The organism is Streptomyces sp. N35 (assembly GCF_016464295.1).
Classification (GTDB): Bacteria; Actinomycetota; Actinomycetes; order Streptomycetales; family Streptomycetaceae; genus Streptomyces.
The window spans coordinates 1-13,315 of record NZ_JAEIMH010000039.1 but is presented as its reverse complement, the minus strand read 5'-3'; the positions used below and the strand labels follow the sequence as shown (position 1 = coordinate 13,315).

Sequence of the window (13,315 nt, the reverse complement as noted above, 5' to 3'; positions counted from 1 at the left end):
GGGCGGGGGCGCGGTGGCCGCGGGCCCCCCCCGCAAAACGAACGTATGCGGATATGCGGGTGGCGCGATGGACGGTTGTCCATCGCGCCACCAGAAGGGGTGAACGGCCGTAACTTTCCTGGCCGGGTAGCGTTTGATCGCGCTAGGCGTGCAATCGGTCACGCAAGGTGAGGCTCGCGGTACGGGTCAGGCCGCCTCGGCCAACTCCCGCCGCTCGGACCGCCGCAGGGCGGCCGCCGACGGATCGAGCGCGGGTACGGCGGCGAGCAGCTGCTTCGTATACGGGTCCTGGGGAGCGCCGTACACCTCCGCGACCGTCCCCGACTCCACCACGCGTCCGCGCCGCATGACGGCGACCCGGTCGCTGACCTGCCGTACCACCGCCAGATCATGGGCGATGAAGACCAGCGCGAGACCGAGCTCGCGCCGCAATTCGTCCAGAAGGGCGAGGACTTGGGCCTGGGTGGTCACGTCGAGGGACGATACGGGCTCGTCGCACACGATCAGCCGCGGGGACGGCGCAAGGGCACGGGCGATGCACACCCGCTGACGCTGGCCGCCGCTGAACTCATGCGGATACCGGTCGTAGTGCGCCGCCTCGAGGCCCACGCGGACGAGGAGTTCGTCCACCCGGGCCCGTATGCGCCCCTCGTCCTTCTCACCGCGCGCCCGCAGCGGGTCGGCGACGGATTCGCCGATCGAGCGGCGGGGGTTGAGCGCGGAGCCCGGGTCCTGGAAGACCATCTGCACGTCCGCCGTACGGGAGACGCCGCCGCCGTCCGGGGTGAGCAGCCCGACGAGCATCCGGCCGAGGGTGGTCTTGCCCGAGCCCGATTCGCCGACGATGCCGAGGGTTTCGCCCGCGCGCACCGCGACCGAGACCCCGTCGACGGCCGTGAAGGCCTTGGCCCGCTTGCCGTAGACCTCGCGCAGACCCGGGGCCTCGAGGACGGGCTCCCCGGCGGCGGCCGGGGCGCTCGCGGAGGCGACACCCGAGCCGGCAGCACCGGCGGCGGCCGGGACGCTCGCCGAGGCGACACCCGAGCCGGCAGCAGCGGCGGTCACCGCGGCGGCAGCCCTGGACTCGACGCGAGGTCCGGGCACGGACACGCCTTCCGTCCCCTCCCCCTCGATCCGCGGCACAGCCGCCAGCAACTCCCGCGTATACGTCTGCGCGGGCGCCGCGAGCACCTCCCCCACCGGCCCTCGTTCGACCACCTGCCCGTGCCGCATCACCAGGATGTCGTCGACGCTCTCCGCCGCGACGCCCACGTCATGCGTGACAAGCAGCAGCCCCATCCCGGTCTCGGCCCGCAACTCGTGCAGCAGATCGAGGATCTGCGCCTGCACGGTCACATCGAGCGCCGTCGTCGGCTCGTCCGCGATCAGCACCTGGGGTTCGCACGCGAGCGCCATCGCGATCAGCGCGCGCTGACGCATCCCCCCGCTGAACTCGTGCGGCCGCGCGCGCGACCTGCGCGCGGCATCGGCGATCCCCACCCGGTCGAGCACCTCCGCGGCCCGCGCGCGGGCCGCCCGCCGCGACACCCGATGGTGCACCCGGTACACCTCCGCGATCTGGTCGCCGACCGCGTAGTACGGGTCGAGCGCGGAGAGCGGGTCCTGGAAGACCATGGCCGCCTTGCCGCCGCGCAGGGAGCGCAGTTCACCGTCCGAGGCCGCCGTCACATCGACGCCGGCTACCTCGACCGCGCCCGCCACGGACGCGCCCGTCCCGCGGTGCAGGCCGAGCAGCGCGTACGCGACCGTGGACTTGCCGGATCCCGACTCCCCCACCACACCGAGCGCGGCGCCCGGCTCCAGCGAGAAGGAGACCTTGTCGACCGCCCGTACGGAACCGAAGTCCACGGACAGATCTGTCACTTCGATCAGGCTCATACGAGCACCACCCGTCGGTCGGCCACCGCGTACAGGACGTCGGCGACGGTGTTGGCGAGGACGACGAAGAAGCCGATGACGAGGACCAGGCCCACCACCACGGGCAGGTCCACGGTCCGTACGGCCTCGACGAGTTCGCGGGCGAGACCGGGGATGCCGAACAGCGACTCGGTGAGCACCGCGCCGCCGAACATCGTGCCGAAGTCGAGTGCGCTCAGCGCGATCACCGGCGCCACCGCGCCCCGCAGGGCGTGCCGTCCGAGGATCGCCCGCTCGCTCACGCCGAAGGCGCGGAAGGTGCGCACGTGGTCCTCGGCGAGGGTCTCCAGCATCGAACTCCTGGTCAGCCGCGCGTACTTCGCGGATTCGAGCAGCGCGAGCGCGAACCAGGGCAGCAGCAGATTCCACATCCACTGCTCGGGGTCCTCGGTGAGCGGGACGTACTGCGGGAAGGGCAGCCAGGCCAGCGTGGAGCAGAACACGATGATCAGGAGCAGTCCGATCACGAACACCGGAGTCGCCGTGCCGGCCAGCGTGAGCCAGGTCAGGACGCGTTCGGAAAGACGCCCGCGCCTCCACACCGCCAGGACGCCGGTGCCGACCCCGATGATGATCCACAGGACGAAGGCCCCGGCCACCAGCGAGGCGGTGACCGGCAGCTTCGCCAGGATCAGCTCGGTCACCTGCTGGTCGCTCTGGTACGAGAAGCCGAGGCAGGGCGCGCCGCAGTGGGCGAGCTCGGTGCCGGTGGAGTAGTCGCGGCCGGCCACGATGCCCTGCAGGAAGTGCCAGTACTGCGCGTACACCGGGTCGTCCAGGCGCAGTTGCTCGCTCACCTGGTCGATCTGGGCCGTGGAGCAGCGCGGTCCGCAGGCGATCCGGGCGACGTCACCGGGGGCTACGTAGAAGACCGCGTAGACGAGGACGCTCAGGGCGAAGAGCACGAACAGCGCCCCGCCCACGCGCCGCAGCAGGAAGCCGGTCATCGCGCACCGCCCTTGTTCTTACGGGACTTGGCGCCACCTGTGCCGCCACGGACCTTGCTCCCGCGCGTACCGACCTTGAGCCGCGACTCGGCCCGCGGATCCAGCGCCACCCGCACCCCCTCGCCGAGCACGGTCAGGGAGAGCACGGTGACGAAGAGCAGACCGGCCGGGATGAGCAGATACGTGGGCGCCGTGGCGTACCAGGTATCGGCCTCGGTGATCATCTGGCCCCAGGAGGGCGTGGGCGGCTTGATGCCGATGCCGAGGAAGGAGAGCGCCGCCTCCACCGAGATGTTGGCGGGCACGAGCAGCGCTCCGTACGTGATGACGGGCGCGGCCAGCGAGGGCAGCAGCTCACGGCGGGCGATCCGCCAGGTCGACCAGCCGCTGAGCCGGGCCGCCGCGACATGGTCAAGGGACTTCAGGGCGAGCGCCTGGGCGCGCACCACCTTGGAGGTGCCCGACCAGCCGACCAGGCCCACGACCACGGCGATCAGGACCGGGCGCGGCACCGACTGCGGGACGATCGCGAGCAGCGCGAGCGCCATCACCATCAGCGGCAGCGCGACGACCACGTCCGTGAACCGGCTGATCGCCTGGTCCACCCAGCGGTTGCCGAGCGCGGCCGCGAGGCCGAGCGTGACGCCGAGCGCCAGCTGGACGACGGTCGCGAACAGGGCGACGCCGAGCGAGACCCGCGCCCCGTACACGATCCGTGCGAACAGATCGCGTCCGGTGCCGGGTTCGACGCCGAGCCAGTGCTCGGCGCCGATCCCGCCGAAGGACCCGAGCGGTACGCCGCCGGCCGCGGAGTCCACGGCCTCCGGGTGGTACGCGTTCGGGTCCTGGCCCGCGAGCGCGGTGAGCAGCGGTGCGGCGAGCGCCACAAGGACGAGCAGGGCGCCGACGACGCCCGCCGGGAGGGCGGCGCGCTGCGCCCGCAGCCGCCGCCAGAACGAGCGGGCCCCGGAGGCGGGCGCGGTCACCTGGACCGCCTCCGCCTCCTTGACCAGCAATGCCTCAGTCATGACAAGTGCTCGGCAGCCGTGGTCACTTGACCGAGACCTGCGAGATGTCCAGGACGCCGGTCCAGTCGCTGATCACGACGTTCTTGATGTCCTTGCCGTAGAGGCGCTTGTAGACGGGGTGGAACAGCGGCACGGTCAGCGCCTGCTCGCCGATCTTCTTGTCCAAGGCGCCCCAGCGGGCGGCCGCCGCGTCCAGGTCGGTCAGCTTGTTGATCTCGTCGATCTCCTTGTTGACCGCGGGGTCGTTCAGCTCGGCCGCGTTGTAGTTGCCCGAGCCCTCCTTGACGATCTGCCGGCCGTCGAAGATCGGCGCGATGAACGGGCCGCCGGAGGGCCAGTCGGCACCCCAGTGGGCGAGGAAGAGCCCGGGCGCGCTCTTCACGTTGTGGATCTTCTCGCTGTAGTCGTTGGACTCCAGACCGTCCAGCTCGACCGTGAACCCGGCCTTCTGCAGCGCCTCCTGCAGCGCGGTGGCGATCTCGGGGCTGGTCTCGAAGTCCTTGTCGGTGGAGTGCGTGAGCTTGATCTTCAGACCGTCCTCGTGACCGGCCTCCTTGAGCAGCTCCTTCGCCTTGTCCGCATCGCCCGTCCCACCGGCCGGGAAGTGGTCGTACTTGGTGTACCCGAAGGACTTCTGCGGCGGCAGGAAGGTGGTCGCGGGCTCGGCGAGCGAGGAGCCGCCGGCCGCGTTGATCACCGAGGAGCGGTTCACGGCGTACGAGATCGCCTGGCGCACCAACGGGTCGTCGAAGGGCTTCACCTTCGGGTTGAACGCCAGGTAGTTGACGTATCCGAAGTGCCCGGTGCCGACCCGTGCGGCCAGCTTCTCGTCGCCGCTGACCTTGGCGAGCTCGGCAGGTCCGAGGTTGGTGTCGGTGGTGACGGCGGCGGAGTCCGCGCCCTGGCTTGCCTGCAGACGCTGGTTGATGACGGCGGAGTCGAGACCGGAGCGGACGTCGATCCTGTCCGGGTAGGCCTTGCGCTCCTCGTCGGTCTCCGGGTCCCAGTGCTCGTTGCGCTCCAGGACGAGGTGCTCGCCGTCGTTCTCGTTCTTGACGACCTTGTACGGGCCCGAGGAGACCGGGTGCTCCTCGTACTTGGTGCCCTTGTCCTTGGCCTTCGGGACCGGCGCGAACTGCGTCTGCGTCGCGAGGTAGGGGAACTCGCCCTCGGGCTTGTTCAGCTTGAAGACGATGGTGCGGTCGTCCGGGGTCTCGATGGAGTCGAGTCCCTTCTTCGACTTGTACGGGCCTTCGTACTTGTCGCCGCCGATCAGCCAGTCCCTCAAGTAGGGCGCTCCGCCGGACAGTTCGGCCGCGAAGGACCGCTCGATGCCGTACTTGATGTCGGCCGAGGTGATGGGCGAGCCGTCCTCGTACTTCAGACCCTCCTTGAGGGTGTACGTCCAGACGGTGGCGTCCTCGTTGGGCTTGCCCAGGTCGGTCGCGAGGTCCGGCACGACCTCGGCGCCGGCCGCGCCGTCCTCGCGGTTGCGGGTGGTGAGCGTACGGAAGACCAGGCTCGGGACGTTGCCGCCGCCCGAGGTGTAGAGGCGGGCCGGGTCGAAGTCCTGCTGCGGGTTGGAGTTGAGGACGCTGAGCGTGCCGCCCTTCGCGGGCTTGCCGTCCGCACCCGAACCGCCGCCGTCCGAGGAGTCCTCGGGCCCTGCGCAGGCGGCGAGGCCCGCGGCCAGGACGAGGCTGACGGACGCGCCGGCGACACGGCGGGATATGACGGATATGCGACTCATCGCAAGGAGACCTCTCGGGATCACGGAACGGGGCAGGAAGGCACAGCGGGTGCGTCGGATTCCGCCCCGGCGCGGAGCAGCGCCAAGAAACCCGTGAGGGAAAAGGTGAAGTGGTCGTCACGGACCGGAGGTCGGCCTCAGAAGGCCGTCACGGACCGACGCACACGCCAGGGGCGGGTACGTCAGCGACAGTGGATGTCGGCGGCGCAGAGCGCGCTCACGCCGAACAGCGCCAGCTCAAGGGCGGCGCTCGCAGAGGCGTGACGGGTCGACATGGCGAGAAATATCCATGACCATCGCCGGGAAGTCAAAGCAATGAGACGACGATCTCACGATCCGGGATCATCCTGCTCAACTGTTGGGATACACCCAAGGGTTGGCCTTGCACTTGATGCCGTCGTGGTCCAGGAACTTCGTCTGCTGCTGCATCACCGGGGCGAGCCCGCCGTCCACACTGCAGCTCACATGGTTGAACCCGAGCCGGTGCCCGACCTCGTGATTGATCAGCATCTGCCGGTACGCGAAGATCGCGGCGCCGTAGGTCTCGGCGCCCTGCGCCCACCGGTCGGCGTTGATCATCACGCGGTCCGTGGCCGCCGAATCGCACGAGACGTTGTCCTGCGTCGTGTCGAGCCCTGACTTCGCACACCACGTGGCGGTGGTGCCACGGCTGGCCAGCGTGATCACGAAGTCGGCCTTGCCGCTGGAGATCCGCTCGAAGGTCCGCGCACCCTTGTGCGCCCAACTCCGTTCGTCGTTCAGGGTCTTCTGCACGGCCTCGGCGAACAGTGCGCCGTCCAGGCCGAGTCCCTTCTCGACATCCACGCGGTAGCGGAACTTCTGCCCGGTGCCCGGCGCCTTGTCGAGCCCGCCGACCGCCTCGAAGTCCCCGCTCGCCTGCTTCGGCGGCAGCACGGCCTTCTGCGCCATCTTCTGCTCGTACGAGAGCGGCTGCTGCTCGGCGGGCGCCTGACGTGCGTCGGAGCGCGAGGCCTCGGAAGCGTCGCCCCGTTCGCCGCCCTGGGCGTCGGCGGCCTGCGTCTGCGGATCCTGCTCCCGCCCGTCGGCCACCTGACCGGCGACGACCACGGCGAGCACGGTGGTCACGGCGGCGGCCGCGATCCCGGTGAACGTCAGCCCCTTGGCCTTCTTCCGCGGCGGATCGGGCTGCACGGGAGCGGCGGCGGGCGCCTCGTCCTCGGACAACTCGTGCCGGAAGTCGGTCACGGCCGCGTACGGGTCGTGGGGCGGTCGGCGGGCGCCGGGATCGAAGAGATCCGGCTCGTCGGCGAGCGGATCGAGCCGGTCGAACGCGGAGACGTACTCGCCGCGCGGCCCGGGGATCCGGGGCTGCGGGCCCGTCGACGAAATACGGGGCTGCGGCCCGGTCTGGGTCACGCGAGGCTGCGGCCCGGTCTGGGTGACGCGAGGCTGCGGACCGGTCCGAGTCACGCGAGGCTGCGGCCCCGTCTGGCTGAAGCGCGCCTGCGGACCGGTGTCCGATATCCGAGGCTGCGGCCCGGTCTGGCCGACGCGCGGCTGCGATCCCGTCTGACCGACGCGCGGCTGCGGCCCGGTCTGGCCGACGCGCGGCTGCGGTCCGGTCCCGGATATCGCACCCCACCCGCCACCGGCCTCCCGCTGCTGCGGATGCGGCCGGCCGGCGCCCGGCGGCGGCACCCGCGGGGTGCCGTGGGCCGGGGTCCCGTCGGGACGTACCCGCGGAACTCCGTGCGGAGGCGTCATCGCGGGACGGGCCTGGGGGACACCGTGCGGAGGCGTCATCGCCGGACGCGCCTGCGGCACACCGCGCGGCGGTGTCGGATCGGGCCGGCCCTGTGCCGGACCCGGCGGCGGACCGGCCGGCCCGGAACGCCGGCGACGCCCCGTGCCCTCAGGCGCGGCGGAAGCCCCGGATCTGCCGGGGACGACGGGTATGGCGCCCGTATCGCTGTCGCTCTTGCCGCCCTTGCGTGCGTGCCTGCCCACTCCCCGCCTCAGCTCTCCACCGTCAAGTCGCCTTGCGCGGCGAGCAGTTCACGTACCGCCGTGGCCACCACGTCCGGGTACTCCATCATCGCCACATGCCCCGCCTCTGGCAACGAAAGCAGCCGGGAACCCCGGAAGGCACGCGCCGCCCTCTGCGCCATGCGGTACGAGACCAGCTGATCGCGTCCGCCGTAGACGAGCAGCGTCGGCGCGAGCACCCGCTCGGCCTGCCGCCACAGTCCGTGCTGGCCACCGAGGGTGTACGCGTCGACGATGCCGCGTGCCGAACGGGCCATCGCGTCCCAGAAGTACGGCAGTTGAAGCCGCCGCTCCATCTCCTGCACGGCGTGCGCGAATCCCTCGGGCGTGACCATTTTCGGATCGCCGTAACAGAGCGACATCACGCCGCGCGTGCGCTGCTCCGGCGTCCAGTCCTTGGTCAGCCGCGCGAAAAGCTGCGCGACACCGGGCAGCGCCACCAGCGCGGTCGGCACCGCGGTGCGCTGCACCCGGATCTCCGGCAGCGCGGGAGAGACCAGCGTCAGGGTCCGTACGAGATCGGGGCGTACCGCCGCGACGCGGGTCGCGACCGCACCGCCCATCGAGTTGCCGAACAGGTGCACCGGACCGCGGCCGCTCGCGTCGAGCAGCCGGATGACGGCGCGGGCGTGCCCGGTCACCGAATAGTTGCCGTCGTCCGGCGGCGGCGAGTCGCCGAAGCCGGGCAGATCGAGGGCCTCGCAGTCCAGGACGTCCTCGAGCAGCGGCATCAGCGCCGACCAGTTCTGCGAGGAACCGCCGAGCCCGTGCACGAACAGCGCGGGCGCAAGACCCGCACGCACCGGCGGTCTCGAACGCACCGTGAGCGTCAGCCCCGGCAGGGACACCTGGCGCAGCTTCTCGCCCTCGGCGACCCGCACCGGCAGCGTTTTCGGGGTCACCGCGGCGGCGAGGGCACCCGGAAGCTCGGTCGAAGACATACGGCGATGTTACGAGACGATCACGCGTTGGATCACGTGTTCGCGGTCACACGATCGCGTAGCGCACGGAAACGGACTCTCCTACGCTCATGGAGGAAGGGCATACGCCCAGGAAGCATGGGCACACGCCCTGGCCCCTGACTTCTTACGAGAGAGGGAGCCAGTCATGACGGTCGACCCCACCGAACCGGACACCTTCGAGGAAGACGACACGCTCGGCCCGGAGGCGCCGGAGGCCGACGCCGCCGAACAGCACCGCGAGCTGCTCCAGCAGGACGACGAGCCGGAACCGCGCTTCGATCCGTCGAACGCCGACCCGGCCGACGCCGTGGAACAGTCGAGGGTGGTGAGCCAGGACGAGGACGACTACCGCTGACGGACTGATGTTCGCCGTCGGCCGCTTTGCCCTCGTATCCAGGTTTTACGGGGCTTTCCACCGGGCTGGACAAGCGTCCGGTCCATGAAATTCTGCCTCCGAGCCGCGCACACGACGGTTACCGAAAAGTACGATGACGAAGCGGCAGCACAACCGCACACGGAACAGCCATGTATGGGGAGGCGGCGTGACAGCCACCGAGCAGACCGAGACCGCGGCCCGTCCGCGGGGCACCCGCCTGCCGCGCCGGGCCCGCCGCAATCAGCTTCTGGGCGCGGCCCAGGAAGTCTTCGTTGCGCAGGGTTACCACGCGGCGGCGATGGACGATATCGCCGAGCGTGCGGGCGTCAGCAAGCCGGTGCTCTACCAGCACTTCCCCGGCAAGCTCGACCTCTATCTCGCCCTGCTCGACCAGCACTGCGAGTCGCTTCTGACGGCGGTGCAGGCGGCTCTGGAGTCCACCACGGACAACAAGCTGCGGGTCGCCGCGACGATGGACGCGTACTTCACCTACGTCCAGGACCAGGGCGGCGCGTTCCGTCTGGTCTTCGAATCGGACCTCACCAACGAGCCGGCCGTGCGCGAGCGTGTCGAGAAGGTCACGCTCGAATGCGCCCAGGCGATCGCCGTGGTGATCGCGGAGGACACCGGCCTGTCCAAGGACGAGTCGATGCTGCTCGCCGTCGGCCTCGGCGGTTTCGCCCAGGTCGTGGCGCGCTACTGGCTGCACAGCGAGTCCAAGGTCGACCGCGACAAGGCCGTCGAGCTCCTCACCTCGCTGGCCTGGCGCGGTGTCGCGGGCTTCCCGCTGCACGGCACGGACCAGCACTAGGGCACGTCCGGCGCCGTATTCCTCACGGCTGTTCGCTGCGAGCGTGCACGGCAGCGCGCTGCCGAGTCCCCTCACCGGGCTAATGTGTGCTGCGTACGGCGCGGACGCCCGCGCACCACTGACCGTCGGAGGGACATAGCCGTGGAGGTCAAGATCGGCGTGCAGCACGCGCCGCGCGAGATCGTTCTGGAGAGCGGCCAGACCGCCGCAGAGGTCGAGAAGGCGGTGTCCGAGGCGCTGAGCGGCAAGTCTCAGCTGCTCACTCTCACGGACGACCACGGCCGCAAGGTCCTGGTGCCGGCCGAGCGGCTCGCGTATGTCGAGCTCGGTGAGCCGACCTCGCGCAAGGTGGGCTTCAGCGCTCTCTGAGCCGCGCCGCCGAAGATGAACAGGGCGGGCCCCGGAGATGAACTCTCCGGGGCCCGCCCTTTTGTCGCCCTCTTGTCGCCGCAGGGGTCAATTCACCTGAAGCGAAAGGAGGGTTGCATTCCGTGCGCCCCGGGTAGGACCGGCTGTGACCGATTTGCACCCCGGCCGCGGGAGGACCCATGTTTCTGGAAGCGCTCGCCTCCGTACTCCTCGGCCTGGCCCTCGCCCTGCTCGCGGGGCACCGGCTCGGGCACCGGCTGCCGGCCCGCAATCTGGTCCTCGCCACCGGTGCGGCAGGCGCCTTGTTCGGCGCCTTCGTCACCCACTCCGCGCTGGGTCCCGGCCATGCGCTCCCGGTCCTGGGCGGTGCGGTGGTCGTCGCGACGGCCCTGCTGTCGCTCCTGGTGCGGCCTGCGGGAAGGGGTAACTCGGCCCGGTCAGGGCGTTCCGTGCACGCCCACTGAGGCCGGGCCGAACCGGCGGGAACCTACGCGGCCAGTCCCAGCGCCGCCATCCGCTTCGTGTGCGCCTCGGTGATCCGCGAGAACATCCGCCCCACCTCGGCCAGGTCGAACCCGTCCGCGACCCCGCCCACGAGCATCGTGGACAGGGCGTCCCGGTCGGCCACGACCCGCTGCGACTGCGACAGGGCCTCGCCCATCAGCCGGCGGGCCCACAGCGCGAGCCGTCCGCCCACCCGGTGATCCGCGTCGATCGCGGCCCGTACCTTCTCCACGGCGAAGGACGCGTGGCCGGTGTCGTCCAGGACGGCGAGCACCAGGCTGCGCGTATCCGAGTCGAGCCGGGCGGCGACCTCGCGGTAGAAGTCCGATGCGATCGAGTCGCCGACGTACGCCTTGACCAGGCCCTCGAGCCAGTCCGACGGCGCCGTCTGCTTGTGGAAGCCGTCGAGCGCGGCCACGAACGGGTCCATCGCCTCGACCGGCTCCGCGCCGATCGCCGAGAGCCGGTCCCGCAGCTGCTCGAAGTGGTGGAACTCGGCCGAGGCCATCTTCGCCAGCTCCGCCTTGTCACCGAGCGTCGGCGCCAGCTTCGCGTCCTCCGCGAGGCGCTCGAACGCGGCGAGCTCGCCGTACGCGAGCGCACCCAGGAGGTCGACGACCGCGGCGCGGTACTGCGGGTCGGCGCTGGCCGTGGCCCAGTCCTGGGCTGCGATTCCGGTCGGCGACGGGGCTTGCGGGGTGGTGTCAGGCGTCTCCATGAACCGCACAATAGCCCGCCGCCACGGCCTCGTAAGGCCCTGGTCATCGGCTGTGACCAGCGTGACGTGAGGAATTTGACAGACACGCCTGCAGGTACTCGGGGTACAGTGGTAATGCGCCCGCTGAGCCGTGGCCGGTTTTCCCCTGCGTACGAGACGTACGGAGAGTGGACCGGCCGCCTCGACGGGCCATCCCGAATGAGGATGCCCGGTCGGTGGCCCGATCGGCTCCGAACCGACAGCCCTCAAATGACGTACATGGATGTACGTCCCAGAGGGGCCCCTCAGCGGCACGAGCGCTCGAGCGACGGCTGTGGTCCCGCGCCACCCGGCCTGCGCCAAGCGGCCGGAAGCTACCGGCTCGGCCACCAGCGGACGAAAGTTCCGCCCGGTCAGACCCCCAGCGTTCGCCTTGTGCCGCGTCTCACAGAAGAGGCTGCACCCTGAACACGCCTACGACTTTCCGAGAGCTCGGGATCCTTCCCGAGACCGCCGAGGCCCTTGAGGCCGTCGGTATCACCACCCCGTTCCCGATCCAGGAGATGACGCTCCCCGTAGCGCTCTCCGGCACCGATGTCATCGGCCAGGCCAAGACCGGCACGGGCAAGACGCTGGGCTTCGGCCTGCCGCTGCTCGAGCGCGTCACGGTCCCCGCCGATGTCGAGGCGGGCCGGGCCAAGCCCGAGGACCTCACCGAGGCGCCGCAGGCGCTCATCGTGGTCCCCACCCGAGAGCTGTGCACCCAGGTCACCAATGACCTGCTCACGGCCGGCAAGGTGCGCAATGTGCGCGTTCTCGCCATATATGGCGGCCGTGCCTACGAGCCGCAGGTCGAGGCCCTCAAGAAGGGCGTCGACGTGGTCGTCGGCACCCCGGGCCGGCTGCTCGACCTCGCGGGCCAGAAGAAGCTGAACCTCTCCAAGGTGAAGTGCCTGGTCCTCGACGAGGCCGACGAGATGCTCGACCTGGGCTTCCTGCCCGACGTCGAGAAGATCATCAACCTGCTGCCGGCGAAGCGTCAGACCATGCTGTTCTCGGCGACCATGCCGGGTGCGGTCATCGGCCTCGCGCGCCGCTACATGTCGCAGCCCACGCATATCCGCGCCACCGCGCCGGACGACGAGGGCCAGACCGTGCGGAACACCGCGCAGTTCGTGTACCGCGCGCACTCCATGGACAAGCCGGAGATGATCTCCCGCATCCTGCAGGCCGAAGGCCGTGGGCTCGCGATGGTCTTCTGCCGTACGAAGCGCACGGCGGCCGACATCGCCGAGCAGCTCGAAAAGCGCGGCTTCGCCTCCGGCGCCGTCCACGGCGACCTGGGCCAGGGCGCGCGTGAGCAGGCGCTGCGCGCGTTCCGCAACGGCAAGGTCGACGTGCTCGTCTGCACCGATGTCGCCGCGCGCGGTATCGATGTCGAGGGCGTCACGCACGTCATCAACTACCAGTCGCCGGAGGAGGAGAAGACCTACCTCCACCGCATCGGCCGTACCGGCCGCGCGGGCGCCAAGGGCATCGCGATCACGCTGGTCGACTGGGATGACATCCCGCGCTGGCAGCTGATCAACAAGGCGCTCGAGCTGGACTTCAACGACCCGGTCGAGACGTACTCCTCGTCCCCGCACCTCTTCACCGACCTCAACATCCCCGAGGGCACGAAGGGTGTGCTGCCGCGCGCCGACCGCACGCGTGCGGGTCTGGACGCGGAGCAGCTCGAGGACCTGGGCGAGCCGGGCGGCCGTAACTCCCGCGGTTCCTCGCGTCGTGGCCCCAAGGCCGCGACGGAGACCGAGGAGCGCCCGGCCCGCACGCGCACGCCGCGTCAGCGTCGTCGTACCCGTGGCGGTGCCACGGTGGACGGTACGGCCACGGAGGCTCCGGCCA

The 13,315-nt window shown here is 70.6% G+C and carries 13 protein-coding genes; 5 read left to right on the top strand and 8 right to left on the bottom strand.

The features are described from left to right. Positions 1–186: 186 nt before the first annotated feature. From JAO81_RS21745 to JAO81_RS21720, 7 genes are all read right to left on the bottom strand, one after another. Entirely contained in the window at positions 187–1,899 is a 1,713-nt protein-coding gene (locus JAO81_RS21745; protein ID WP_199549582.1) for an ABC transporter ATP-binding protein, read from the bottom strand. Beyond that, positions 1,896–2,885 carry an ABC transporter permease gene (locus JAO81_RS21740; protein WP_199549581.1) on the bottom strand — a complete coding sequence of 330 codons (990 nt, stop codon included), beginning with the start codon at positions 2,883–2,885 and terminating at the stop codon, positions 1,896–1,898. Before JAO81_RS21740 ends, JAO81_RS21745 begins: the two co-directional genes overlap by 4 nt. Next, positions 2,882–3,913 (bottom strand): ABC transporter permease, encoded by a 1,032-nt coding sequence (locus JAO81_RS21735; protein ID WP_199549580.1) that lies wholly within the window; start codon positions 3,911–3,913, stop codon positions 2,882–2,884. Before JAO81_RS21735 ends, JAO81_RS21740 begins: the two co-directional genes overlap by 4 nt. 22 nt (positions 3,914–3,935) lie before the next feature. Beyond that, the gene (locus JAO81_RS21730) at positions 3,936–5,663 is read right to left on the bottom strand and encodes an ABC transporter substrate-binding protein (RefSeq protein WP_199549579.1); all 1,728 of its coding nucleotides are present in this window, start codon (positions 5,661–5,663) and stop codon (positions 3,936–3,938) included. 182 nt (positions 5,664–5,845) lie between these two features. Next, the gene (locus JAO81_RS44030) at positions 5,846–5,938 is read right to left on the bottom strand and encodes an Ms4533A family Cys-rich leader peptide (RefSeq protein WP_328707895.1); all 93 of its coding nucleotides are present in this window, start codon (positions 5,936–5,938) and stop codon (positions 5,846–5,848) included. A 76-nt stretch (positions 5,939–6,014) separates the two neighbouring features. Continuing rightward, positions 6,015–7,061 carry a DUF3152 domain-containing protein gene (locus JAO81_RS21725; RefSeq protein ID WP_307813544.1) on the bottom strand — a complete coding sequence of 349 codons (1,047 nt, stop codon included), beginning with the start codon at positions 7,059–7,061 and terminating at the stop codon, positions 6,015–6,017. A 599-nt stretch (positions 7,062–7,660) separates the two neighbouring features. Beyond that, complete coding sequence (locus JAO81_RS21720) at positions 7,661–8,632, bottom strand: alpha/beta fold hydrolase (protein WP_199549577.1); 972 nt, start codon at positions 8,630–8,632, stop codon at positions 7,661–7,663. A 166-nt stretch (positions 8,633–8,798) separates the two neighbouring features. Here JAO81_RS21720 and JAO81_RS21715 point away from each other — a divergent pair, with 166 nt between their 5' ends. From JAO81_RS21715 to JAO81_RS21700, 4 genes are all read left to right on the top strand, one after another. Next, positions 8,799–9,008: a hypothetical protein gene (locus tag JAO81_RS21715; protein ID WP_199549576.1), complete on the top strand. Its 210-nt coding sequence runs from the start codon at positions 8,799–8,801 to the stop codon at positions 9,006–9,008. Positions 9,009–9,195: 187 nt separating this feature from the next. Further along, complete coding sequence (locus tag JAO81_RS21710; protein ID WP_199549575.1) at positions 9,196–9,840, top strand: TetR/AcrR family transcriptional regulator; 645 nt, start codon at positions 9,196–9,198, stop codon at positions 9,838–9,840. Positions 9,841–9,981: 141 nt separating this feature from the next. Further along, complete coding sequence (locus tag JAO81_RS21705; RefSeq protein WP_199549574.1) at positions 9,982–10,209, top strand: DUF3107 domain-containing protein; 228 nt, start codon at positions 9,982–9,984, stop codon at positions 10,207–10,209. A gap of 179 nt (positions 10,210–10,388) precedes the next feature. Then, complete coding sequence (locus tag JAO81_RS21700) at positions 10,389–10,673, top strand: hypothetical protein (RefSeq protein WP_199549573.1); 285 nt, start codon at positions 10,389–10,391, stop codon at positions 10,671–10,673. A 23-nt stretch (positions 10,674–10,696) separates the two neighbouring features. Here JAO81_RS21700 and JAO81_RS21695 read toward each other — a convergent pair whose 3' ends face one another. Next, positions 10,697–11,431 (bottom strand): ferritin-like fold-containing protein, encoded by a 735-nt coding sequence (locus JAO81_RS21695; protein ID WP_199549572.1) that lies wholly within the window; start codon positions 11,429–11,431, stop codon positions 10,697–10,699. 311 nt (positions 11,432–11,742) lie between these two features. Between JAO81_RS21695 and JAO81_RS21690 the strand changes: the two genes are divergently transcribed. Beyond that, positions 11,743–13,315 (top strand): DEAD/DEAH box helicase (locus tag JAO81_RS21690; protein WP_199549621.1); only part of this gene is annotated, 1,573 nt, incomplete at its 3' end.

What these genes read in the sequence shown, in the direction of transcription:
- JAO81_RS21700 (WP_199549573.1), top strand. Translation starts at nt 10,389, where the DNA reads ATGTTTCTGGAAGCGCTCGCCTCCGTACTCCTCGGCCTGGCCCTCGCC.
- JAO81_RS21695 (WP_199549572.1), bottom strand. Translation starts at nt 11,431, where the DNA reads ATGGAGACGCCTGACACCACCCCGCAAGCCCCGTCGCCGACCGGAATC.
- JAO81_RS21730 (WP_199549579.1), bottom strand. Translation starts at nt 5,663, where the DNA reads ATGAGTCGCATATCCGTCATATCCCGCCGTGTCGCCGGCGCGTCCGTC.
- JAO81_RS21720 (WP_199549577.1), bottom strand. Translation starts at nt 8,632, where the DNA reads ATGTCTTCGACCGAGCTTCCGGGTGCCCTCGCCGCCGCGGTGACCCCG.
- JAO81_RS21735 (WP_199549580.1), bottom strand. Translation starts at nt 3,913, where the DNA reads ATGACTGAGGCATTGCTGGTCAAGGAGGCGGAGGCGGTCCAGGTGACC.
- JAO81_RS21715 (WP_199549576.1), top strand. Translation starts at nt 8,799, where the DNA reads ATGACGGTCGACCCCACCGAACCGGACACCTTCGAGGAAGACGACACG.
- JAO81_RS21745 (WP_199549582.1), bottom strand. Translation starts at nt 1,899, where the DNA reads ATGAGCCTGATCGAAGTGACAGATCTGTCCGTGGACTTCGGTTCCGTA.
- JAO81_RS21740 (WP_199549581.1), bottom strand. Translation starts at nt 2,885, where the DNA reads ATGACCGGCTTCCTGCTGCGGCGCGTGGGCGGGGCGCTGTTCGTGCTC.
- JAO81_RS44030 (WP_328707895.1), bottom strand. Translation starts at nt 5,938, where the DNA reads ATGTCGACCCGTCACGCCTCTGCGAGCGCCGCCCTTGAGCTGGCGCTG.